24 protein-coding genes are annotated in these 23707 nt (G+C 45.9%); 13 read left to right on the top strand and 11 right to left on the bottom strand.

Annotation, left to right across the window (positions count from 1 at the left end):
* Nucleotides 1-6: 6 nt before the first annotated feature.
* Nucleotides 7-1998 carry a beta-galactosidase gene (locus tag MHH86_RS04340; RefSeq protein ID WP_036680778.1) on the top strand — a complete coding sequence of 664 codons (1992 nt, stop codon included), beginning with the start codon at nt 7-9 and terminating at the stop codon, nt 1996-1998.
* A gap of 746 nt (nt 1999-2744) precedes the next feature.
* Here MHH86_RS04340 and MHH86_RS04345 read toward each other — a convergent pair.
* A complete protein-coding gene (locus tag MHH86_RS04345; protein WP_235219448.1) occupies nt 2745-3578 on the bottom strand; it encodes an AraC family transcriptional regulator in 834 nt (277 codons plus the stop codon).
* Nucleotides 3579-3697: 119 nt separating this feature from the next.
* Here MHH86_RS04345 and MHH86_RS04350 point away from each other — a divergent pair, with 119 nt between their 5' ends.
* The gene (locus MHH86_RS04350) at nt 3698-5728 is read left to right on the top strand and encodes a beta-galactosidase (RefSeq protein WP_036680780.1); all 2031 of its coding nucleotides are present in this window, start codon (nt 3698-3700) and stop codon (nt 5726-5728) included.
* A 100-nt stretch (nt 5729-5828) separates the two neighbouring features.
* Here MHH86_RS04350 and MHH86_RS04355 read toward each other — a convergent pair whose 3' ends face one another.
* Entirely contained in the window at nt 5829-6512 is a 684-nt protein-coding gene (locus MHH86_RS04355; RefSeq protein ID WP_036680782.1) for a hypothetical protein, read from the bottom strand.
* A 199-nt stretch (nt 6513-6711) separates the two neighbouring features.
* Here MHH86_RS04355 and MHH86_RS04360 point away from each other — a divergent pair, with 199 nt between their 5' ends.
* Nucleotides 6712-7269 carry a DUF1273 domain-containing protein gene (locus tag MHH86_RS04360; RefSeq protein ID WP_076141757.1) on the top strand — a complete coding sequence of 186 codons (558 nt, stop codon included), beginning with the start codon at nt 6712-6714 and terminating at the stop codon, nt 7267-7269.
* Nucleotides 7270-7371: 102 nt separating this feature from the next.
* Nucleotides 7372-7695, top strand: a complete 324-nt coding sequence (locus tag MHH86_RS04365) for a YciI family protein (RefSeq protein ID WP_051491142.1) — start codon at nt 7372-7374, stop codon at nt 7693-7695.
* 6 nt (nt 7696-7701) lie between these two features.
* Here MHH86_RS04365 and MHH86_RS04370 read toward each other — a convergent pair whose 3' ends face one another.
* Nucleotides 7702-9159, bottom strand: a complete 1458-nt coding sequence (locus MHH86_RS04370) for an amidase family protein (RefSeq protein WP_076141758.1) — start codon at nt 9157-9159, stop codon at nt 7702-7704.
* Between the two features lie 170 nt (nt 9160-9329).
* On the opposite strand from MHH86_RS04370, the gene MHH86_RS04375 reads away from it, so the two are divergent.
* A complete protein-coding gene (locus MHH86_RS04375) occupies nt 9330-10457 on the top strand; it encodes a copper amine oxidase N-terminal domain-containing protein (protein WP_076141759.1) in 1128 nt (375 codons plus the stop codon).
* 96 nt (nt 10458-10553) lie between these two features.
* Here MHH86_RS04375 and MHH86_RS04380 read toward each other — a convergent pair whose 3' ends face one another.
* The 3 genes from MHH86_RS04380 to MHH86_RS04390 form a co-directional block, all read right to left on the bottom strand.
* Entirely contained in the window at nt 10554-11048 is a 495-nt protein-coding gene (locus MHH86_RS04380) for a hypothetical protein (protein WP_076099543.1), read from the bottom strand.
* Between the two features lie 70 nt (nt 11049-11118).
* A complete protein-coding gene (locus MHH86_RS04385; protein ID WP_036680794.1) occupies nt 11119-12534 on the bottom strand; it encodes a HAMP domain-containing sensor histidine kinase in 1416 nt (471 codons plus the stop codon).
* Nucleotides 12522-13205 carry a response regulator transcription factor gene (locus tag MHH86_RS04390; protein ID WP_340939336.1) on the bottom strand — a complete coding sequence of 228 codons (684 nt, stop codon included), beginning with the start codon at nt 13203-13205 and terminating at the stop codon, nt 12522-12524. Before MHH86_RS04390 ends, MHH86_RS04385 begins: the two co-directional genes overlap by 13 nt.
* Nucleotides 13206-13352: 147 nt before the next feature.
* On the opposite strand from MHH86_RS04390, the gene MHH86_RS04395 reads away from it, so the two are divergent.
* The 5 genes from MHH86_RS04395 to MHH86_RS04415 all read left to right on the top strand — a co-directional run bounded on the left by MHH86_RS04395 (nt 13353) and on the right by MHH86_RS04415 (nt 16427).
* Complete coding sequence (locus MHH86_RS04395; RefSeq protein WP_038568856.1) at nt 13353-14066, top strand: YceI family protein; 714 nt, start codon at nt 13353-13355, stop codon at nt 14064-14066.
* 167 nt (nt 14067-14233) lie between these two features.
* On the top strand, nt 14234-14629 hold the full coding sequence (locus MHH86_RS04400) for a (deoxy)nucleoside triphosphate pyrophosphohydrolase (RefSeq protein ID WP_036680800.1): 396 nt from the start codon (nt 14234-14236) through the stop codon (nt 14627-14629).
* Nucleotides 14630-14669: 40 nt separating this feature from the next.
* Nucleotides 14670-14996, top strand: a complete 327-nt coding sequence (locus MHH86_RS04405) for a nucleoside triphosphate pyrophosphohydrolase (protein ID WP_036680802.1) — start codon at nt 14670-14672, stop codon at nt 14994-14996.
* A gap of 37 nt (nt 14997-15033) precedes the next feature.
* Complete coding sequence (locus MHH86_RS04410; protein ID WP_081387265.1) at nt 15034-15384, top strand: DUF1648 domain-containing protein; 351 nt, start codon at nt 15034-15036, stop codon at nt 15382-15384.
* Between the two features lie 50 nt (nt 15385-15434).
* Nucleotides 15435-16427 carry a Gfo/Idh/MocA family oxidoreductase gene (locus MHH86_RS04415; protein WP_036680866.1) on the top strand — a complete coding sequence of 331 codons (993 nt, stop codon included), beginning with the start codon at nt 15435-15437 and terminating at the stop codon, nt 16425-16427.
* 80 nt (nt 16428-16507) lie between these two features.
* Here the strand turns inward: MHH86_RS04415 and wrbA are convergent, their stop codons facing one another.
* A complete protein-coding gene (gene wrbA, locus MHH86_RS04420) occupies nt 16508-17143 on the bottom strand; it encodes an NAD(P)H:quinone oxidoreductase type IV (protein WP_036680804.1) in 636 nt (211 codons plus the stop codon).
* 152 nt (nt 17144-17295) lie between these two features.
* Between wrbA and MHH86_RS04425 the strand changes: the two genes are divergently transcribed.
* The 3 genes from MHH86_RS04425 (at nt 17296) to MHH86_RS04435 (ending at nt 20175) form a co-directional block, all read left to right on the top strand.
* Nucleotides 17296-18006, top strand: coding sequence for an effector binding domain-containing protein (locus MHH86_RS04425; RefSeq protein ID WP_256717110.1), 711 nt, complete (start codon nt 17296-17298; stop codon nt 18004-18006).
* A gap of 1385 nt (nt 18007-19391) precedes the next feature.
* Nucleotides 19392-19520, top strand: a complete 129-nt coding sequence (locus MHH86_RS04430) for a hypothetical protein (RefSeq protein WP_342479648.1) — start codon at nt 19392-19394, stop codon at nt 19518-19520.
* Nucleotides 19521-19596: 76 nt separating this feature from the next.
* A complete protein-coding gene (locus tag MHH86_RS04435) occupies nt 19597-20175 on the top strand; it encodes a pyridoxamine 5'-phosphate oxidase family protein (RefSeq protein ID WP_038568865.1) in 579 nt (192 codons plus the stop codon).
* Nucleotides 20176-20433: 258 nt separating this feature from the next.
* On the opposite strand, the gene MHH86_RS04440 is transcribed toward MHH86_RS04435, so the two are convergent.
* The 4 genes from MHH86_RS04440 to MHH86_RS04455 all read right to left on the bottom strand — a co-directional run bounded on the left by MHH86_RS04440 (nt 20434) and on the right by MHH86_RS04455 (nt 23568).
* Nucleotides 20434-20568: a hypothetical protein gene (locus MHH86_RS04440; RefSeq protein WP_256717387.1), complete on the bottom strand. Its 135-nt coding sequence runs from the start codon at nt 20566-20568 to the stop codon at nt 20434-20436.
* 5 nt (nt 20569-20573) lie between these two features.
* Entirely contained in the window at nt 20574-22346 is a 1773-nt protein-coding gene (locus MHH86_RS04445) for a hypothetical protein (protein WP_076316995.1), read from the bottom strand.
* 150 nt (nt 22347-22496) lie between these two features.
* A complete protein-coding gene (locus tag MHH86_RS04450; protein ID WP_341144666.1) occupies nt 22497-23423 on the bottom strand; it encodes a hypothetical protein in 927 nt (308 codons plus the stop codon).
* Nucleotides 23416-23568 (bottom strand): hypothetical protein, encoded by a 153-nt coding sequence (locus MHH86_RS04455; protein ID WP_155986556.1) that lies wholly within the window; start codon nt 23566-23568, stop codon nt 23416-23418. Before MHH86_RS04455 ends, MHH86_RS04450 begins: the two co-directional genes overlap by 8 nt.
* Nucleotides 23569-23707 lie beyond the last annotated feature (139 nt).

Genomic DNA, 23707 nt, shown 5'->3' on the forward strand with positions numbered 1-23707 from the left:
GCGCCAATGAAACGATATGATCATGTTCAGATGGGTGTGGACTATTACCCGGAGCATTGGGATGAATCCATGTGGGAACCAGATATCAAGTTGATGAAAGAAACAGGTGTTAAAGTAGTCCGGGTTGCTGAGTTCGCATGGAGTCGACTGGAGCCAACTGAGGGGAATTACCAGTTCGAGTGGCTGGACCGCGCGCTGAACCTTTTTCATCAATATGATCTGCAGGTTGTGATGGGTACTCCAACAGCTACACCGCCAAGATGGTTAACGACGAAATTTCCAGATGTGCTTCCGGTGTTTGCTAATGGAGAGACCTTTCACCCGGGGGTACGTGGACACCGCTGCTATAACAGCACATCACTGCGTGAGTATGGCAGCCGTATTATTCTGCGTCTTGCCGAGCGTTACAGTGAACACCCGGCCGTCATAGGCTGGCAGACTGATAATGAATTTGGCATGTTGGATTGTCATTGTGACGCTTGTAATACTGCTTTTCGAGCATGGGTACAAGCTAAATACGGAACACTGGATGAGGTCAATGCAGAATGGGGAACCGTAGTTTGGAGCGGGGAGTACAGCGATTGGAATGAGCTTACCGTGCCGCTGGGCGGATCACCTCATCAGAATCCCTCTTTTCTACTGGACTTTCAGCGGTTTCAGTGGGATTCGGTGGTAGCGTTTCAGACGGCGCAGATCAATATTTTGCGTATGATTTGTCCAGAGCATTTCATAACCCATAACTTTCACAGCTATCCGCAGCGTCTCGATATGTACGCAGTGGGTGCAGATCTGGATGTGGCTGCGTTTGATTATTATCCGAATACTTCGCCAACCAAACAAGATACGACGCCTTATAGCGGAGCGCTTTCATTGGACGTAACCCGTGGCATCAAACGTCAAAACTTCTGGATTATGGAGCAGCTGAGTGGATCGCCGGGTTGTTGGATGCCGATGTGGCGAACCCCTTATCCAGGACTGATTCGTGCCTATGCATGGCAGGCGATTGCTAGAGGTGCGGATACGGTTGTTCATTTTCGCTGGAGAAGTGCAATTTCAGGAGCAGAACAATTCTGGCACGGGCTGATTGACCACAGCAATGTTCCGGGACGCAGATTAGCGGAGTTCACGCAGCTATGTCATGAGGTTAATAGGCTGAGCGACAAGCTCCAAGGAACGATGCTGAAAAACGAAGTGGCTATCCTCCATTCCCATGAAGAGAAGGCCGCACTGGATATTCAGCCGCAGGCAGAGGGCTTTGATTATTATGAGAACATTAAGCAGATTCACCGGGCGGTAACCAAGCTTGGCATCGGCTGCGATGTTATCGACCTCAGACAACCGCTTGATGGATATAAAGTAGTGATCGCTCCGAATTTATATTTGCTGGATGAGGAGATCGTACGTAATCTGGAGGATTTTGCCCTCGCTGGCGGGACCTTGCTGATCACCAACCGTAGTGGTGTCAAAAATATAAACAACATCGCAGTCATGCAACCGCTGCCTGGGCAGCTGAGCTATTGTACCGGCGTTGAAGTGCTGGAGTATGATCCGATTGGCGTTGAAACACATGTCATCGTGGATGCGGAGGGTAACCCATATGAATGTACGCAGTGGTGCGACATCCTCCGGCCGGTAGTGGCCCAGCCGATTGCTTGGTATGGTGATGATTTCTATCGCGGCACACCCGCTGTAACTGTTAATTCCTTCGGTAAAGGTCAGGTTTATTACTTCGGAACTCATGCGGAAGAGAAGTACTGGTCAGTTCTATTAGAGAACCTGGCTAAGGAAAAAGGGTTGTTACGCTTTGAAGGATTGCCAAACGGAGTACAAGCCTCCGTGCGGACTGGAGATCAGGGAAGCTTCTTGTTCCTGCTTAACCTGAGCCGCGAGTCGGTGATCGTTCCGTTGCCACGAGAATACAGCAGCCTGCTGGATAATAAGATTCGATCGGGAGAGCTCCAGCTCGAGCCGTATGGTGTTGAGGTGCTGGAGATTTGAGTGGTTTTGAGTAAAGAGGTATTGAAGTGGGTTTGGGAGTGTGGCAGGAGAGAGGAAAGTGGAGTGGGGGATGTGTAGAGTAGGGTGAAGTGAAGGTTGGTGAAGATGGAGTGAGGGATGTGTGGAGTAAGGGAAGAGCGGTGTAGGGGAATGTGTGGAGTAGGAATAGTGAAGTAAGTGGAAGTGTGGAGTAAAAAATGAGTGGAGTAGGGCATGCAGAAACTTTAACAGAAGCACAACAGAAAATAGTTGCACTTCGTACACTTATTTGAAGTGTTGGAGTGTTTAATTGGTTTTAGTTGCACTTTGTGCAGCTAAAAATCGGCTTATCCCGCTGCAAGGCCATTTTCCGAGAATATAGTTGCACAGAATACACTTATATGGATAATTTCTGCCTTGCAGGCTATTTTAAGTGTACAAAGTGCAATTATTTCGTTTGACTTACTCATACTGAACTGAAGAGAGCTGCACAATGGACTCCATCATGATCAGATTTCCACATGGACTCCAACATGATCAGATTTCCGCATGGGCTCCAACATGATCAGATTTCCACATAGACTCCCATCATGTACAGATCTACACGATCCAGCTCAGAGGTGCCGCACACTCGCAGCCAAATGCACCCAGCCAACGTACCGTACCGCACCGCCCGTTTCTACACAATAGTAGCGCATACCATACTCTTACTACGTTCTAGCCGCATATTCTCAGCGAGCAATTTTTCCACAGTGGGCGGGACATTTTTAATGCAGGCGTCTAAATTGCTCCGGCGTAGTCCCGGATTGCTTGCGAAATGTGGCTACATAATGGCTGACATCGCGGAAGCCGACTAGCTGGGAGATAGCTTTTACCGTAAGATCGGGTTGGCTTACGAGCATTTCTTTGCTTTTGCGGATGCGTAAACGTACGAAGTAGGCATAAGGCGAGAGTCCGAAAGTTTGGACGAATAGGTTGTTAAGATAGCGCCCAGATACCCCTAGTTCATCGGCTAGATCGTTCAGTCCGAGATCAGGATCGCCATAATGGCTGTCCATCCATTTTAGCAGTGGCTGCAGCTTATCTACATTGCGGGAAATCGCCGTATTGTTATGAAGCTGGCCATATTTACTCAAAGTAAGCAAAAAACGATAAGCATCTGTGGAGGCGCCGAGACCAAACATATCCTGGTAGGCATCATGACGATCCAGCATTTCCTTCAGCAGATTGGGGAGAGGCGCTTCATTTTCCCAACGGTAAAAAGAATTACTATTCATCCCAAGCGTCTCCAAAATAGATTGTGCCGAATCGCCACCGAACGTTAGATAATAGGTACCCCAGTTTTTAGTGGAGGCCTCATAACGATGGGGTGTATAGGGAAGTAGTAATACGCCGCTGCCTACGGGCAAGGAAAAGGTTTTATTGTCAAAATGGATAATCCCTTCACCTTCTGAGGTCTGAAGCCAATGATACGTGTCATAGCCATCGGGGCGGGATACTTTTTCCTGATCATGATTGTGCCCCATACTGTCTAAAGTGATTGGCAAGTGCTGTCCACCTTCATGGACGAATACGATCCTGCGATGCATGATTTCGGACAATGTTATCCTCTCCTGTTAGTTCTATATTCTTATATGTATGAGATATTATTTTATATTTAAAGGGCAACCTTAACCATTTACAATAGATATATAATTATACTATAAAGGGTGTGCGAAGTGTGATTAACGATAAATTACCTAAAATTTGGTACGGTGGAGATTACAATCCGGAGCAATGGGATGCGCCTGTATGGGCTGAGGATGAACGGATGTTCAAGCTGGCGGGAATTGATGTTGCCACAATTAATGTGTTTTCCTGGGCTTTAATTCAACCTTCCGAAGATACTTATGATTTCTCCTCATTGGATGAATTAATGGATAGACTATATAAAAATGGAACTTATGTATGTCTAGCTACAGGAACAGGAGCGCATCCAGCTTGGATGGCTCACCGATATCCTGAAGTGACACGTGTCGATGTCCAGGGCAGAAAACGTAAGTTCGGTGGACGTCATAACTCCAATCCGAACAGTTCAGTTTACCGCAAGTATGCAGCGAAGCTGGCTGGTAAGCTGGCAGAACGTTACAAGGATCATCCGGCACTGGTAGCTTGGCATATTTCTAATGAATATGGTGGCTATGATTATTCCGAACAGTCCGCTGCTGCCTTCCGTGTCTGGTTGAAGGAGCGTTATGGTTCGCTGGATGCTTTGAACAAGGCTTGGAATACACGCTTTTGGGGACATACGTTTTATGATTGGGAAGAAATTGTGGTGCCAAATGAGCTGAGTGAAGAATGGAACGGTAACCGTACTAACTTCCAAGGGATCTCGTTGGACTATCGCCGTTTTATGTCTTATAGCTTGCTCGAATGTTACAAAATCGAATATGAAGCGATCAAAGAACACAGCACCAACGTACCTGTTACAACGAACCTGATGGGCTTTTATCCGGAGCTAGATTATTTTGAGTGGGCCAAGCATATGGATGTAATTTCTTGGGACAACTATCCTTCACTGGACACACCGGTCAGCTTTACAGCAATGACACATGATCTTATGCGTGGATTAAAAAATGGCCAACCGTTCATGCTGATGGAGCAAACACCGAGCCAGCAGAACTGGCAACCGTACAACTCTTTGAAACGTCCAGGCGTTATGCGCCTATGGAGTTACCAGGCTGTAGCGCGTGGTGCAGATACTGTGTTGTTCTTCCAGCTGCGTCGTTCGATAGGGGCTTGTGAAAAGTATCATGGAGCGGTAATTGAGCATGTGGGTCATGAACACACACGGGTATTCCGTGAATGTGCTGAGCTGGGCAAAGAGCTGGAGCAGCTTGGAGATCAACTACTGGATGCGCGCAGTGCGGCTAAAGTAGGGATCATCTACGATTGGGAAAATCGTTGGGCACTTGATCTATCAAGCGGTCCGTCGGTTGCCTTGGATTACGTGAATGAAGTTCACAAATATTATGATGCGCTGTATCAGCAAAATATCGAAGCCGACATGATCGGGGTCGAAGAGAACCTGTCCAAGTATGAAATTGTTATCGCACCTGTAATGTACATGGTCAAGCCAGGTTTTGCAGAGAAGGTTGAAGCCTTTGTAAAAGCGGGCGGCACATTCATTACGACTTATTTCAGCGGTATTGTTAATGAGAACGACCTTGTAACGGTTGGAGGTTATCCAGGCGAATTGCGTAAGGTGCTTGGAATTTGGGCAGAGGAAATCGATGCATTACTGCCAGGTATGAGCAATGAGCTCGTGCTGGATAAAACGTGGGGTAGCTTGAGTGGTTCTTATAAATGTGATCTGCTCTGCGATCTGATCCATGCCGAAGGGGCAGAAGTTTTGGCAGAGTACGGTTCTGATTTCTATAAAGGAATGCCTGCACTGACTGTGAATAAATTTGGCGAAGGTAAAGCTTATTATGTGGCGACTAGCCCAGAAGCTGGATTCCTGCAAGGATTCCTAGCGAATCTGTGTGCCGAAAAGAACATTCAGCCGCTGGTAACTGCACCGGAAGGTATCGAATCTGTTCAACGTGTGAAGGATGGCGTATCTTATCTGTTCTTGCTGAACCACACCGCTGGTGATTTAAGCGCCGATATTGGGGCGGCTGAGCGTACTGATCTACTGACAGGTAATGTAATTAGCGGTTCAGCTGTTGTGCCGGGTCGCGGAGTATTGATTTTGTCGGATAAAAAATAGTTGAGTCTCGTCTAACCTATATAAATTTGAAATCCCCACTACAAAACGCTTTTATGAAGCTGATCGTAGGTGGGGATTTTTTCTGTTATCTTTTGGTGTTTCAGTCGCTGCTCATTGTGCCTTCAGCCGTACCCATGGGGTTTCCGCTGCTTAAAGTAATGCTCTCCGCCAAAGTGGAATCGGATTTCAGCGTATATTGGATAATGTCACCAGCTTTCAGGTCAGCTAAGCTGATCGTGTTCTCCTGACGTGTGCCATTGTCGGAGGTCACCGTTACAATTTTGGTATCAGCATCAATTGTAATATCTGTGGTTTGCTCGGAGAAGGTTTGCTGCATCCCACCGCCCTGTGGTCCACCACCTTGTCCACCGCCGTCAGGGCCACCTCCTTCCGGCATTCCCCCCTCTGGAGGTGTACCGTTTTCTGAGCCTTGATCACCTTCGGGTCTTTCCGGTGGAGTACCGGCCTGACCATTTTGCATATCGGCTCCAGCCGTACCTCCAGTGCCTTGTGCGGGCGGGGAAGGCATTTCTGACGTATAGATTGTAATCGTGTTGTCGCTAATACTCTTAATCTTGCCGAAATTCATGGACATGTCGGGTCTGCCGTTTTGTTGATTGTCGTTTCCTTGAGATTGCTGTGCATCAGTGTTATCTACGGGTGCCGTGTTCGCTTGGTTATTGGCAACTGCTGTTCCTTCGGCCTCCGAATTCGTGCTGCAGCCAGCCAATAGTAGAGAAGCGAGTAGACTTCCTGAGATCATAATCGGTATTAATTTCTTCATTTATTTTCTCTCCTTAATAGTTTTAGATTGATTAGGAGAAATATATCAGACGGTTCTGAAAGGTTGCTTAAGATCAGCTGAAAGTTTGCCTAAAGAAATAGATCAAGGAAATGCTATATAATAATCATATAAGTGGGATAAAACTCTACAAAGGTAAGTCATGGTAAGACATAACCAACGTTCAGGAAAGAGGCAGTGCATGAAGAATTTACTCGTAACAGGCTACCGTGCGCATGAGCTCGGTATTTTTGACAATAAACATCCGGGAATTCCTTATATCAAAAAGGCGCTGTCTAACAGATTAAAGCCGCTAATTGAAGAAGGCATCGAATGGATTATTACCCCCGGCCAGTATGGTGTCGATCTTTGGGCTTGTGAGGTGGTATGTGAACTCAAGACTCAATATCCTGAATTGAAATTGGGGATCATTACGGCGCATACTGGACAGGAAGAGAAGTGGAAGGAAGAGAAGCAGGAGGAATACCGACGTATTATTGCGGGTGCGGACTTTTGCAGGGCGGTCAGTAATGCCCCTTATGACGGCAGCTGGCAGTTCAGGGCCAGAGATGACTTGTTGTTCCGCAAAAGTGACGGAATATTGCTCTTTTATGATGAGGATGCGGCGGAAGGCAGCCCGAAGTTTTTTAAAGAACGAGCGCTGAAGCTGCATGCAGAGGGAGACTACGAGCTGTTTCTTATTCATTCTGATGAGATTCAAAATATTGCCGATGAAGAAAATCAGCGAGATTATGAATAAAGCTACGAACGAAGACATCGCGAAATAAAAAAGCCCGAATCGGCATTGGGAAATCACCGTTACGGGCTTTAGTTTCTATTTGAACGAGAGGTGGAGAATAGGATGAGTGAGGTCAATCAAGCAGATATTTGTTATGTTATTTTGCTTAGCCCGACGAATCAAGACCGTAGAGACATGGAGATTATTCGTGGTCATGTTAAACATTTACAAGAGCTGGACCGCAAAGGACAATTAGTGCTGTGTGGTCCCTTTAGTGATTGTCCTGGCGGCATGGTTATTGTAAGAGCGAACTCACGCGAAGAAGCCGTTCTCCTTGCCGAAAAAGATCCTTACGTGCTGTCTGGTATTCGTAGCTATGAAGTGCGTACATGGAGTCTGTCCCATGAGGGAAACAGGCATTTAGGTATTGTTCCACTCCAGGAATAGGTTTAATCAAATGAAGCTTTTTAGCGAAGGTGCTTTTCGCACCTTGTAATGCTGCTCATAAGCATAGGCTAGCTTGATAAGCGTGGGCTCCTGATAAGCTTTTGCTGAGAAGGTTACACCAAAGGGAGCACCGGCCGACGTGTACCCAGAAGGAACGACGAGGGACGGATATCCTGCTCTGGAAGTAATTCTGGCGCCAAAATCGGCAGGGAACAGCAGGGCATCCAGATTGTATTCTTTCATAGTGGCATCGATGCCTTCTTCCTTGCACAGCTTCAGGTCAGTCGCACGATGGCGTAAATATTGAGCTTCGCTTTGTGTGCCGGAGGAGGTATATTCCGCATCTATTAACGTAGCTTGACCAAATCTCAAAGTCTCCACAGGGTGTGCATGATTAAAATCAATAATATCCTTCAAGGTTCGCATAGGTGCTCCGGGGCTCAAATGAGATAAATAAGCATTCAGTGCTGTTTTGAATTCGTTTAATACCACCGAAGAGTAACTAATTTCGCGGGCGGTTTTAATATCCGCGGGATCAATGATGGTTGCTCCAAGCTCTCTCATCCTGTTGACGGAAGCGTTGAACAAGGCAAGCTGCTCATCTGTTAGCTCCTCAAAATAATAATCACGTGGTATCCCAATTCTAGCTCCCTGCAAACCATTCGGATCAAGGAATACAGTATAATCCCCGTGGACTTTACCTGTATTTGTTCCCATCGCTGCATCGTGCTGATCATTGCCCAGCATGGCGTTTAGTAGCAACACGGCATCATGAACGGTTCTAGCCATAGGCCCTGCGGTGTCTTGTGTATTGGAGAGCGGCAGGATTCCTGAACGGCTGAGCAGCCCCACGGTTGGCTTAATGCCGATGATGGAGCCCAAATTACCGGGATTAAGAATCGATCCTGAAGTTTCTGTGCCAACAGAGACCGTACAGAAATTACAAGCGACAGCTACTGCTGAACCCGCACTAGAGCCGCCGGTTGGCGTAGAAATATTGTAGGGGTTAAGGACTTGCCCGCCGCGGGAGCTGTAACCGGAGGGCATGCCGTTCGTCATAAAATTGGCGAATTCGGTCATATTGGCTTTACCCATAATAATGGCTCCGGCTTCACGCAGTTTGGTAACTATAAACGCATCTTCCCCGGCAAAAGAATTCGCCAAAGCCAGCGAACCCGCACTTGTATGCATTTTGTCCCCAGTATTGATGTTATCTTTCAATAACACAGGTATCCCGTGCAGGGGTCCTCGAGGGCCTTTAATTGCCCGTTCCACATCCAGAGATTCTGCGATAAACAACGCATCAGGATTAATCTCCAGTACAGAGTTAATCGTCAGGCCGTTTTTGTCGTGATCAGCAATACGTTCATAATACATGAGAACTAGTTGTTTTGACGTAATTTCTCCGGCTTCTAATGCAGCTTGGATGTCCGGTATGGTGGCCTCTACGATTTCAAAACTCATATGCGTTCACGCTTCTTTCCCTCTAGGATATGGCTTCTCCTTCATCTAACCATAATTTGGGTGTTGTTGGTAGTTTTCTTTTTAGACTTACATTTTGATTGGCCATTTGATATATTCAGGTGTGCATTGTAATTTTTTTATTTTTCTAGATTAGGAGCTAAATTAAGAACATGAAAAACCACAACTTTGCTTCAAAAGTTATTACTTTTTTTGTGGTGATGATAAGTTTTGCTGTTTTATTTTCAAGTCAAGCCTTTGCGGACGACAGTGATCTCAAATGTTATTTGGACGGTAAGCAATTACATTTTAATGTAAGTCCTATCCTAAAAGATGGAGTTACATATGTACCCATGCGGTCGATATTTGAAGCTTTAGGCGCAACTATAAAATGGGATAATCATGCGAAGTCGGTCTCAGCGGTTAAAGGGGATATTAACATTTTTTATCTGGTCAAAGAAGGAAGAGTAATTGTAAACGCCAAAGAGAATGAGCATGTCTTAAAGGGTATCAATTTTCAAAATAATACACTCGTCCCTCTAAGATTTATTAGCGAAGTGTTGGGTAGTAGTGTCACTTGGGATGAAGGTGCAAAATCTATTTACATAACCTCACCAGTTGCCGAGGAGAAGCTTATTGCTCCGGTTAACAGAACAATTTCAGTAGGAAGTCAAGAGCAATCAAAATCGTTATCAGATGAGAGAAACAGGTTTGTTATAAACGTAAAGCACTACGGTATTAAAAATAATCAGTTGTATAGCTTGCTCGAATTTTCTAACATGGATAATAAAGACATCTCAATAAATTTTAAGCCCGGTGATCAAAAAATCATAAAGACGTTCTCAAAGGAAAAGGATCCCATGCCGACTCTGAAAATTGAAAATTGTACGGAAGTAACCCATAAAGTAGTTATCGATAATATTGGCGGGAATATATATAAAATCCCGGAATTTTCAGTTAATCAGGCGTGTGTCAGTTCCAACCAATCCCAACAAGATGCGCTTGATGTATGGCGGAACAACAATTCCGGCCTCTCGGAATTAGGCAGTAACCTCGTGTCTGTCCGTAAATATATTCAAGATCAGACGGGTGGGCTGCAAAACTTTGTGATCCCAGCCAATAAAGCTGAACAGCTGATCTTGGTCGCCCCAGTTGGAGGGAAGGATAGGTTGGTTGTGGAGGGCAGTTATTTTGTAGGAGGTCTATCAAATAAGACTATAGAATTCCAACTAGATTATGAAGTGGTTTCCGAGCTCGATTTGGGTATTTATAGTTACATATATACGGAACCTGTATATTAAGGATCGTTTTATTAGAAAAGAGGTGTCCGAACGGCCAAAATAAATGGCTGCTCAGACACCTCTTTTATTGTTAGTGTGTAGATTAAAGTCTGACAATTACTCCTGTGCTGCTGTAAACCCCTCTTCCGCTAAATATTCTTTAGCTTCCTCAAGCGTTTCAAACGCCATCTCCAGATTGAGGTCGGCATAGACATACCATAAATCATCCTCAAGCTTTAGGGTTAGGGTTTGGCCCTCATCATTAGTCCAGAGTGTATCGGCAGTTGCCGCAGCCTTTTTCTTTCTTTTGCTGGCTACAGGAGCATCAGGAATGTAAATAGACAGTGAGGTGATGGAGGCATCCAGCAAACTCCGCAGCTCGGATTCCGAGTAGTCGCGAATATTCACGAAGCCCTTATCGTCTGTCTCGTAGCCCCGCAGTAAGCCTGCGAACACATAGCCATTACCATTTGGATGCAGGTGAAAAGCAACGGTTTTCTTATCATGCTGGCTTTCCTCGTAGTGATAGTTCACGCGCCCAAGGGATACATTTTTGCGTTCCAGCTGGGGGTAAGAGTCGAGAATCGCTAATTTTTGTTCAAAAGTAAGCATATACAGCCTCCGGTTTTCGGTGTGATTGTGCACATGATTATACCATGTCGATGGATCGTAGACTATTTTTTTAGTCATCAAGCGGCAGAGACAGCACGAAGGTGCAGCCTTTGTCTGAGTGCTCCTCAAGCACGAGGCTTCCGTTCATAGATTCGGCCAACAGACGGCTGAAGGTTAGGCCGAGTCCTAGACCACGCAGTGTACTCTGCTTGTCGCTGCCCCGGAAGAAGGCTTCGAAGACATGCTCACTATGATTGGATGAGATGCCAAGCCCATTATCTTGAACACGGATTTCGGCAAAGCCATGACCTTGCTGCTCCAGCAGTTCTATCGTAAGCTGCACCCTTCGATCAGGAGCTTTGGCTTGTACGCTGTTATTAAGTAGATTGACGATAATCTGCTGGATACGAAGGGAGTCCCCACGCAAAAACAAGGGATTGATCGGCATATGGAGCACGGGTTCAGCAACTTCTTCCGCCTGTGTCAGCTTCCATTGATATACGATTTCGGATATCAGGGGTACGGCATCCAGTCGGTCGTGACGAACGGAAACCATTCCTGCAGTCAGGGCATTGTAATCCAGAAGGTCGGCTACCATTCGCTGCAACCGCCCAGCCTCCAGCAGGGCAATATCCAGAAATTCCACAGCTTCATCACCTTCAACGACCCCTTCGCGGACGGCATGCACCAGGCCTTTAATAGAAGTTACGGGTGTTTTCAACTCATGGGAGACTCCGGCCAGCATTACGGCTCGAGACTGCTCAAATTGCTGTAACTTGCCTGCCATCTCTTCAAAAGACATCATCAGCTCATGAATTTCCCGCTCTTTAGCATCCTTATCTAGAACGATATCATAACGGCCATGGCTGATTTGAGCCGCTGCCTCGACTACCTTCTGAATGGGTTTTGCCAGTTTACGAGATAAAAGGTAAATGGTTAGCCAACTTAAGATGATTAGAAACAGCAGCAGTATGGAGAAAAATATGATCTCCTCCTGTGGAATATGCCGCAGCGATTTTTTGGATTGCAGAACAATAACCTGTCCCAGTGTTTTGTCATCCGAATTTATGGAAGCCACAGCAGCTTTAAACTCCGGACTACGGGAGTCGTTCAGGCTATCATTAAGCTTATATCTCATTTCCTTGTCAGTTAGAGGTGGCAGGGAGAACAGCATTTGACCTTGTTGATCTGTAATGATCACGCACATCTCTATGGTTAACTTGAAAAACCGTTTCCGGTCTTCGATCAGCTTTTCGAGATTTTGGCTGATTTCAATGGAGCCTTCCATATTTAAGCTGCGATCTGCAATCTCCTGTGCCAAAAGCCCCGCAGTCTGCAGACGATTGCTCATAGCCTCCTGACGGATCCACCATAATGTAGCTAAAGCTGTGAGGAGCAGGCCTACACTAATAATGAGCAGATAACGTATCGTCCAGTAAGAAAGGATAGAGGTGCGTTTGGCGTTGTTTCTCTTTAAGTTGTCCATAATTGATATCCCGTCCCCCTTAGGGTACGGATTTCCCCCTCACTAGTAGGCCAGTGCGACAACGCTTGGCGTAGTCTTTTGATCGACAAATCTACCGCCCGGTCGCTTCCTTCATAATCCATTTCCCATACAAATTCTATTAATTGCTCACGCGTACAAATCTGATTAGGCCTTTCAGCGAGAAATAACAGCACTGACATATCCCGAGGACTAAGACTCAGCTCAGCCCCATTCAAAAAGACAGCACGTGCTGTGAAGTCGATAAACAAACTGCCATAATGCCGTTTACGGCTGCCATCTGACCACTGCGAGGGACGGCGTAAGACAGCGTTCACACGTGCCACCACTTCCTCGGGAATAAAAGGTTTAGACATATAATCATCCGCACCACTGTCGAGGCCGGCTAGCCGGTCATTGATCCCATCTCTTGCCGTCAGCATGATCACAGGGCAGCTGCTTTTTTCACGGATGAGCTTAAGCAGTTCAAAGCCGTCCATGTTTGGCAGCATGATGTCTAGTAATACTAATGAAGGAGGAGATATAGCAAAAGACTCCAGCGCAGCGCGTCCATCAGCTACACGGGTGACTTGAAAGCCTGCTTTTTTCAGATAAGCACTGAGGACCCTAGAGATGGCTTCTTCATCTTCTACAACAAGAATGGATTTCGTCAAATTGGAGTACCTCCAGTCCATAAAATTTACGACAAGTTTAACACATCATAGCCCGCTCTGCTCTGACTTCTTCCTGACATATTGCTTTGTTAGAATGAGGGACGAGCTTGAAAGCATACAGAAATTATGAATATTGGAGGGAACAGGATGAAGAGAAAAAGAATAGCCTTGATCGCTGCAGGAGTTATTATCGTAGGAGTAGTCACAGGTTATACATTACTGGATAAATCGCTGGGCAATAATGTAGAGATCGAGTCCGTGATTCCAAATCAAGCAACAACAGCAGGTGCTGGAGAGACAACAAATAACACTGGAGCATCAGCAGGGGTGGCGGTCACAGCCGAACAATTAAACGGGGATTGGACCCTTGCGGAGACCTCTAAAGTCTATTGGTCAGTGACGACCTCTAAAGAAACAGTAAACTTCGTAGACAACAAAGTTCAGGGCACCTGGAAGGTAAATATAGAGGATTCTACTTCGATGGCCGGGGAAGGGACAGTGGATATGAGCGCTCTGGATTCTGGCAATAGCCAACGGGACGAGCATGTAAAAGGAGAGGATTTTCTATCCGTTACGGAATTTCCACAATCCACGTTTGTAGTGAAGTCATTTTCGGAGCTGCCGGCAGAATGGACTGAAGGAGCAACTGTGCCTGTTGAAATGCAGGGGACGCTTACCGTAAAAGGAGTAGAAAAGGACGTCACCTTTCAGTCGCAAGCGGCGTATAGCGGGGGACAGTTGATGTTGTCGGGAACGACAACAGTAGCCTTTTCTGACTTTGGTCTAAGCAATCCCCACACCGTTGTGCTGGATACAGAAAATAATCTTGAGGTTCGCTTGGAGCTTGTGCTGACAAAATAGTAGCTCTTCCGTAAGGATAACGCTGCTGTGAATTTTATAGAGAGACTGTACTGAAGAGATTTTCCCAGGCCGTGTTGGCGTTTGGGAGAGTCTCTTTGGTTTGGAATGAATTGTATGTTTTAATAGTAGTATCTGTCGAATAACTAGCAATAGTGGAGGTGTTCTTTATGATCAAGGTGGCGGCAGCAATTATACATAATGTAGAAGGGCAGATTCTTATTGCCCGGCGGCGGCAAGGTAAATCGCAGGCAGGTCTGTGGGAATTTCCTGGTGGCAAAATAGAGCAGGATGAGAGCATCGCAGAGTGTCTGCAAAGAGAGCTTCAGGAAGAGATGGGCATCACAATCCTTCCCTATGAGAGCTTTGGCATAAACGAGCATAACTATGGAGAGATAAAGATCCAATTGATTGCTTGGAAAGCGCGGTATCAGGGAGGTGTAATTGATCTGGTGGATCACGACGAACATAGGTGGGTGCTTCCGGCTGAGCTGGGTCAGTTCATGTTTGCTCCGGCAGATCTTCCTTTTGTAGAACGTCTACTGATGGAATCAAAGCCGGATTGAAGGGAGATAGAATATAATATAGAAGAAAGGAAGAGCTTAAATGCCTGTATATGAAAAGCTAGTGCGTGACGGCATCCCCGATTTGATAGCTTCTCAAGGGAAAGATTTTAACACAAGGATATTAGAGTCCAAAGAATACATAACTGAACTACGTAAAAAATTGCAAGAAGAGTCGGAGGAATATTTTCAGGCAGCAAGTGATGAAGAAGCTTTGGAGGAGCTTGCCGATATGCTGGAAGTGATTCAGGCTCTGGCGGAGACACATGGGAGCAATAGCATGGAGCTGGAGAAGCAACGTGCAGAGAAAGCTAAACGTCGCGGTGGATTTAAGAAGGGGATATATCTGATTGAAGTGGAAGGAGAATAACGGGGAGATTATTTTTCCGCACAAGGAGGGTAAAACGTTGTTCAAAACCAAACTGACGATGATCTTAAGCAGTGTGGTGGCCTTGATTCCTGTAGCTATTTATTTATTCCTTTATTCCAAAATGCCGGATACCGTCCCGATTCATTATGATGGGAACATGGCTGATCGATTTGTAAGTAAAGCTAGTCTGGAGGTTATTTTGCAAAGCGGGCTGGGTTGTTTGGGATTCATAATCATGAAGCTTTTACAGTTCCTTTTGCAAAAAGCGTTTATTCAAAGCTCTAACGAGCACTCAGCGGCCTTGAGCAAGATCTGGAATATTGCTATTTTGGTGGTGACGGTGGTGTTTGCTGGCATCAGTTCCTATACATTCATTAGAATGGTCTGATAGAATTAAAGAGACTTAGCAGAAGGATTAGGAGGAACATGCAAATGAAAATGGACAACGCTTACAAGGTGAGATGGGGAATTATTAGCACAGGCTGGATTGCTCATCAATTTGTTACTGATTTGGCGCATGCCAGTAATGGTGTGGCTTATGCCGTTGGGTCAAGATCTCAGGAAAGTGCCGATGAATTTGCTAAAAATCATGGGATTCCGCATGCCTATGCAACCTATGAGGAATTGCTGAATGACCCAAATGTAGACGCGGTATATATTGGAACGCCGCATCCTTTTCACAAAGAAAATGCTTTAATGGCGCTGCGTGCAGGCAAAGCTGTCCTGTGTGAGAAACCTTTTACCGTAAACAGCGGTGAATTGGAAGAAGTTGTGGCCTATGCTAGAGCGCATAAGTTATTCCTGATGGAGGCGATGTGGAGTCGCTACATCCCGGCGATTGTAAAGGTTAGAGAATGGATTGCTGAGGGCAAGATCGGTGATGTTCGTTTGGTGAAGGCAGACCTAGGGTTTCGTACCGACTGGAACCCGGAAGGCAGATTGCTGAATCCGAAGCTGGGCGGGGGTGCGCTGCTGGATGTGGGGATTTATCCGGTTTCTTTTGCCTCCATGGTGTTTGGACCTCATCCTGAGTCTATTTCCAGCACAGTGCACATAGGTGAGACTGGAGTGGACGAGCATTTCTCGATGCTGCTGTCATATGGTAACGGGAAAACCGCTTCGTTGAACGGTGGTATTCGTCTTAACATGTTGGAGGAAGCGCATGTGTTTGGCACAGAAGGCCGTATTATTGTAGAGGGTACATTAGTGAACCCGAAATCGGCTGCGCTTTATATAGGAGATGAGAAGGTAGAGAGCTTTGTGGATGACCGTGCTTCTATTGGATATTGTTTTGAAGCGGAGGAAGTAGGACGGTGTCTTCAGGCAGGGCTTACAGAGAGTCCGGTGATGACATTGGATGAATCGTTAGCGATTCTGAAACTGCTGGATCAAGTGCGTGCACAGTGGGGGCTTAAATACCCTGGAGAGTAATTAAAATATAAATTAAACACCCCTCGGTGTAGTGCTGCACAAGTAGCTCCGAGGGGTGTTGTTATATTAACTAAGCTGCGCTAGTTCTGATTATTGGCGTTTTTGCCTGCCTGAACCCAGCCGGCCACTTCAACGGTACGCTTCGCTTGATGAAAAACAGCGTCACGGATCCGATCCTGATCTTCGATCATTTTACCGTCTCCATCTACGCTGACACTTGTTCCGTAAGGGTTGCCTCCCGCACCGAATGTGACTGGATCAGTATAACCGGGTGCTGCAACAATTGCTCCCCAGTGATACATCGAGGTGTAGAGTGCCAAAATCGTAGCTTCTTGTCCACCATGCGGGTTCTGTGCTGAGCTCATGGCGCTGACGACTTTGTTTACTGTTAGTCCTTTGCCCCAAATGCCACCGGTTGTATCAATGAACTGCTTCATCTGGGAAGCAATGTTACCGTAACGGGTTGGGGAACTGAAAATAATCGCATCTGCTTCGACTATATCGTCGGGTGTGGCGACTGGGATATCTTTTGTTTCTTCAGCTAGGGCCTTCATGGCTGGATTTGCGGCGATTTTATCCTCGGGGACCAGTTCCTGCACCTTCAGCAGTTTTACCTCAGCTCCTGCTTTTTCTGCGCTTTCCGCGGCCCATTGTGCTAGCTGGTAGTTAGTTCCTGTGGCACTGTAGTAGATGACAGCTAATTTGATTTTTGACATGCTGTAGTCATTCCCTTCGAGTGTAGTTCCATACTATTAATTACCCTAATGGTGTCTTTATAACCCAGACTGAAATCAATCTATTCGAACTGGACAGACAGATGTCCACTTTGCCTGTGTATACTAAGTTCAATCACAGGAAATGAGGGAGAATGATGAATACTTATTTTGTAGAGAAAGCGAAAATGACCTTGGCTGGGGTTAGCATACGCACAACTAATGAAGTGGAAATGGGACCTGATGGAGGTTTGCCGCAACTGTGGGAAACTTATTTTCAGAGTAATATTGCGGGGCAGGTAGCTACGGTAAATCCTGAGTATATCTATGCGTTGTATACGGATTATGAGAGTGATGCGAGCGGAGCATATACCGTTGTGATCGGGCATGAAGTAGCTGAGGAGAGACATTTAGAGGGAAACCAGCTAGAGGAAAACGGGCTAGAGGAAAGCGAGCTAGAGGAAAGCGAACTAGAGGAAAACGAGCTAGAGAAAAGCGAGCTAGAGGAAAGCGAGCTAGAGGAAAGCGAACTAGAGGAAAACGAGCTAGAGAAAAACGAGCTAGAGAAAAACCAACTAGAGGAAAGTCAACTAGTGGAAAACCAACTAGAGGAAAACCGACTGGAGGAAAGCCAACTAGAGGAAACCCAGTTCACCTATGCGGCTGTACCGGAGAGCAAATACATGGTTTTTACGACGAAAAAAGGTCCGGTATTTGAAGTGGTCGCGCAAGCGTGGGGGGAGATTTGGGCGTACTTTAAGGAGTCTAGGGAGGCAAGAACTTACACGGGGGATTTTGAGATTTATGATTCGCGAAATTTTGATCCTGCTGACACGCAGGTTGAGATTTATATTGCGATTGAATAGATTAGGGGAAAGATGGTTTTTATGTGCTTAGTGGGTTAAGTGCTTAAGCGGGAGGTTTTATAGGGAAAAGTTTTATTTTATAGGAAATTGTTTAAAGGGAAGTATTTTAGAGGGAAAAAGGGGTTTAAGGGAGTTGCTTCTGATAGTAGTACCAAGCAACTTGCGAGAGAAAGGGGGCTGCCGAGAGGTAGTCCCTATTTTTGCTGACGTGCCGGGTACCGAGGTGAAGGGTTACTTGACGGTGGAAGAGAATATGACAACTTAAAAGAATATATACATTTGAAAAGAATATATACATCTAAAAAAATATGTACATCAGTAAAAAATAATGCACAACGACTCTTATCTCATATGGGGATGTGTTGTTAATCCTTGCTGAGGCTTGCATTTAGGCAGACGGGGGGAGACATAAGAGAAGCATATACATAACTAATGTGTCTGCGGAAAATTGTACGGTAAAAATCCCGTAGATTTGCTGGATTGGCAGAAGTGGCGGGGATGTACGGTAGAAATCCCGCAGAATAGCTGGATTGAGACAAAGTGGCAGGAATGAACGGTATAAATCCCGTAGATTTGCTGGATTGGGCAGAAGTGGAGGGAATGAACGGGAAATATCCCGCAGAATAGCTGGATTGAGATAAAGTGGCAGGAATGAACGGTATAAATCCCGTAGATTTTCTGGATTGGGCAGAAGTGGAGGGAATGAACGGGAAATATCCCGTAGATTTGCTGGGTTGAGCCAAAGTGGCGGAAATGTACGGTATAAATCCCGTAGATTTGCTGGATTGGGCAGAAGTAGAGGGAATGAACGGGAAATATCCCGTAGATTTGCTGGGTTGAGCCAAAATGGCAGGAATGAACGGTAGAAATCCCGTAGATTTGCTGGATTAGGCTGAGGTGGCAGGGATGAACGGTAGAAATCCCGTAGAATCGCAGGGTTAGGCGTAGGTAGCAGAGATGAACGGTAAAAATGCTCTACATCAGCTGCAAAGCGTCGAATTAGTTAGAAATAAGAGCAAAAATGCTCTACATTAGCCGCATCGAGCCAAAGTAGCAAGAAAGAGAGGCAAAAGTGCCTTACATTAGCCGCAAACGCCGCTCGGACCTAGTCAAAGTTAGTTTGGTAGGGGAGCTAGTGGTACTGGTATTGTTAATGGAGTTAATGCGCTTATGGAACTGATCTAGTTGGTGAAACTAACGAGTTGATAGAGCTTGTGTAACTTTGTAACAGCTGGAGTTGGTGAAGTTAGTTAGTTAAACTAATGTGGTTGATAGAGCTACTCTAGTGGGAGAAACTAACGAAGTTGTTAGAGCTGAAGTAACTGGTGGAGTTGATGGAGTTGATGTAGTTGATGTAGTTGGCAAAGCTAGTTAGTTAAGCTAATGTGGTTGATGGAGCTGAAGTGATTGGTGAAGCTGATGTAGTTCATGTAGTTCATGTAGTTCATGTAGTTCATGTAGTTCATGTAGTTCATGTAGTTCATGTAGTTCATGTAGTTCATGTAGTTCGTTGAGTCGGCGGATCTGATGGAGTTGAGTAGAGATGCCCGATTAGCCAGCACACCAATATATAGAAATGGAGAATGCCAAATGGGAAAACAATTTACCGCTATACTACCAATACATGAAGAGTTTATTCTTCGGCAGCACCTTTTTTTCGTAGGGTCGGCGCCGCTTTCAGAAGATGGGCATGTTAACCTTTCGCCGAAGGGGCATGATTGTTTTCGGATTTTGTCTCCTAATCAGGTGGCCTATCTAGACATGACTGGCAGCGGTAATGAGACGAGCGCGCATCTGCTGGAAAACGGAAGAGTGACGGTTATGTTTTGTGCGTTTGAGGGGACGCCTAACATTTTAAGGCTGTATGGAACAGGGGCTGTGATTTTGCCTGAATCAGCAGAATGGGAAGCACTGTCCCCTATGTTTACATCTCTGCCTGGAGCCAGACAGATCATTTTGATAGATGTTCATAAAGTACAGACTTCCTGCGGATTTTCGGTTCCATTCATGAATTATGCGGGTGAGCGAGATACGTTGCAGCGTTGGTCTATCCAAAAGGGCGAGGCAGGTCTGAGAGAATATAGAGGAGAGAAGAACACTAAGAGTATAGACGGGCTACCCACACCTCTTGGACAAAAACTGACTAGACAGGATCTCCCATACTCATGACCCATAGAAGGAACATACAACCCATAGGATTATTCACCCAAGACGCTAGAAGTTTCCCGCGACTTTCAAGGTAGTTCACCCAAGTTGCTAAAGTTTCCCGCAACTCTCAGGGTCGTTCACCCAAGACGCTAGAAGTTTATCGCGACTCTCAAGGACGTTCACCCAAGTTGCTAAAGTTTCCCGCAACTCTCAAGGTCCTTCATCCAAGTCGCCAGAAGGTTCTCACTACTCCCAGGGTCGTTCACTTGTCGACATAGGTTATGCCACCGTCACTATATTGAATCTCACCCACCACACTACTAACTTCACATATTCATAATAAGTAATCCCGAAATCCCGAAATCCCGAAATCCCGAAATCCCGAATCCCGTAATCCCGTCTCCTGCATCCCATAATCTCTACCGCCCAAAGCTCATGCTACCCACGGATTCCACTATAAACACAGGAACATATTGCTCGCCTATGTCTGTTCCAACAAGCGCATATCCATTCTGATATTGGCCACTAACTAACGCGTTACCTGTAACGGAACCGACTTCTCCTTGGAGCAAAATATAAATCCCATCCGAGTAAGCAAGACTATTGCCGAAGTTATCTACGACGATCTCACAATGAAAAGAGACCTTTTCAAAAGGATGAGTGGTCAGATCCGCAGCTGAGATTACAGCATACTCCTGAACAATCTCCGCGAATTGATAGATGCCGTCTACTTTACGGTAAAGTGCCGTTTGCCCGTCAACACCGTCTCCAAGATCCGCATTAGGCACGAAAATAGAGTCATCGGACTGCAGTTCATAACTATCGCCAGCTATTGAAAATAACTGCGAAATACCATTCGATTTCATCTCATATGCTGTGAAAAGGGTGCGTCCACCTTCAACCTCAGATTGGGCTAAAACCACAGGTACACCTGAAGAGTTTGCCAACTGTTCATTAAAAGTAAGACTACGCAGACTCTCGAAGCGTGGCAAGCTGTTTCCGGTTAATGTGACCACATTGTCGTCGTTATTCATCGCAGCATAATAGAGCACGCCACTGTTATCCGTCCCGGCGACGATCACTTTTGTGCCCGATAGTCCTTTGCGGGAGATGACGTTGTCGTATTTGTTTTGCTCTTCACCGCCAGGAAGGAGGCGAACAGGATCAGCGATATTCCAGGCCAGCCTAGCAGCGGCAATGTTTGTCGAAGTATCCTCTAGCGGAGCAAGCTCTCCGTATAATTGTATCGCCTCAGCATATTGACCTTTAGTAGTCAGACGTTTGGCATTTTTTAGTAGCTTAGTCTTACTAGTATCGATCAAAGTCAGCACCTTGGATGAAGTGACACCTGCCGATCCTGCAAAATTACGATAAGCTACAGCATGCCCAGCAAAAGCTGTGATATTGTCACCTTCGAGATCTTTGTTCAAGATGATCTTCCCGCTGCTTTCTGCTTGTTGAAGTACCCAAGGAGCTTCGTAATTATGCTGGCTATAAGCACTCATCAGGGACAGGGTGCTTTCCAGCATGCCGGTAAAGTTTCCTGCTCCTGCTAAGGATTTTAATATAGCTGTATCATGGCTTATAAACTTTGAGGCTAGTAAATCCTCTTTGGAAGCTGCACTTCCATAATAAGCATCAGGAATCTGCAAAAGATTCCATTTGAAGTTCTCTTCATTACTCACCCCTCCGCTCTGGTTCTGGGCAAGCTCGGCAAGGAACTGCTCCTTAAACTGACGGAAATAAGAGGTGAACTGGTCTGAAATGCCTGAGGCCGACGATAACTGGCGATAATAGGATTCATAGGGGCCGTCTGGCTTCATATATGTAGCTTTTAAACTGAGCAGAGCTTGATAGCTCTTCATAAATCCGGCAAAATCCTTAGTCGCTGCTTCCTCCTTAGTAGAGGCTACCAAAACATTCAGAACTTTGCGGATATCTGTGATTGGAGCTAATTCATCCAGACGCTTTGCGACTCTTTCTTCCAGGTAATGAATAGAATGGTTGGCCGCTGCTTGGCGGTACTGATTCTCTGCATTAATCAGATCCCCAGCAGCGTAGAGACGGTCGGCTTCTTTGGTGATTTGTATTTTATCTGCGATGAGAAAAATCTTCTGTCCAAGCAGCACAAGCATGCATATACACAAAATGATCATAAAGTTTCGCAGGGTTATTAATTGTTTGAACGTCATATAGAGTAGCCTCTTTTTTCAAAATATAAGAAAGCCTAAGAAAGTATAAGTTTTACAGTATACATCATCCTTATATTTCTGTGAGAAACGGTTGGTTATCATCAATAAGGGTGATGTTTGCTTTATATTGGCTCATCTTAGCTTTCAGGTCTATTGGACCTCCGGGTCCCAGTGATATTTGGCTTCACGAATGTCAGCTACCCTGAGGTCTAAGCCGTTCCAAGGTTCATGGGGATTCGCAGCAATGAGTTTGGACAACCGCATAAAACGGTCTTTGGGCAGATCTTGCACGTATCGGCCAATCATATTGGAGTAGAGCAGGGCATAACGCTTCATTCTTACCGCCGCTCCCGCAACGCTCGTAAGGATGGTTAAGCCGTTAGCCATCTGGCGGATCTCCACTTCATAGTTCTTCACGTAGCGTAGTGTGCGATCCTTAATGAGATCGGGACGGACTTTAGCGATCTCGCCGATATATTCGGCTAGCAGTGGTTCGAAGTCTTTTAGAAGAAGCTGCTCCAGTTCTAGATCCATATCCTTGCGGAGTAAAAATCCATGCAGCAAAGCCACTCGCTGCCGCGCGATCCGGTCGCCGCGAAGCAGGATGGAGAGCTCGCGCAGCTTCTCATAGGCAAGAACATCATCCTCACGGAGTACGGAGACAGCTTCCTGACGGTTGACCTCCAGCCCTTCCTTGATGATGCCGATCCCACGACCAAGCAGCTCATTGAGAGAACGAAGATTCTCGTTCTGCCTTACTTTTCGCTGCGTATAGTACAATAGTCCAGCAAGCACAAGACCCCCGGCACCACACAATATCATTTGTTGGATGCTATTTCCAAAATAGACAGAGGCTAGTGTGAGCAGTAAGATGAATAGTAGACGGGTATGCATCTTCCGTCTGGCTAGTGATGCTGCGTGCTGCTTTACAGCAATAAGTGAGGCTCTGCCACATTTGCTACAGCGGTCTTCGCCAAGAGCGGTATACCGTCCGCAGTGGCGACAGATGCGCAGCTTGTCATAAGCGTAACGAGGGGCCTTAAAGGGCCGGAAGGTAACGGGTCTTTTCTTATTCACGGCCTTTATCGCCTCCGTTCAAAGCGGCTAGCAGTCGATCGTTAATATCATCACGTGTCAGTGGTTTGCGCTGATGTGCGGCATAAATGGAAATCTGAATTACGGCAATTAGGAACGTAATCCCAAGAATGACGTATGAAATCATGGAACAATCCTTTCTCATGGACGCTCTGCAGTCCAGATGGCTTTTAGAATGATAATCTTCTATGCATCAATGCACTGGGTCCGGCGGTCCTAAAGTTGAAGTTTACAAGGTTTAATTATATCATAATGGCATGCTATTT

Origin of the sequence: Paenibacillus sp. FSL F4-0097 (assembly GCF_038593125.1) — a bacterium.
Taxonomy (GTDB): Bacteria; Bacillota; Bacilli; order Paenibacillales; family Paenibacillaceae; genus Paenibacillus_AQ; species Paenibacillus_AQ odorifer.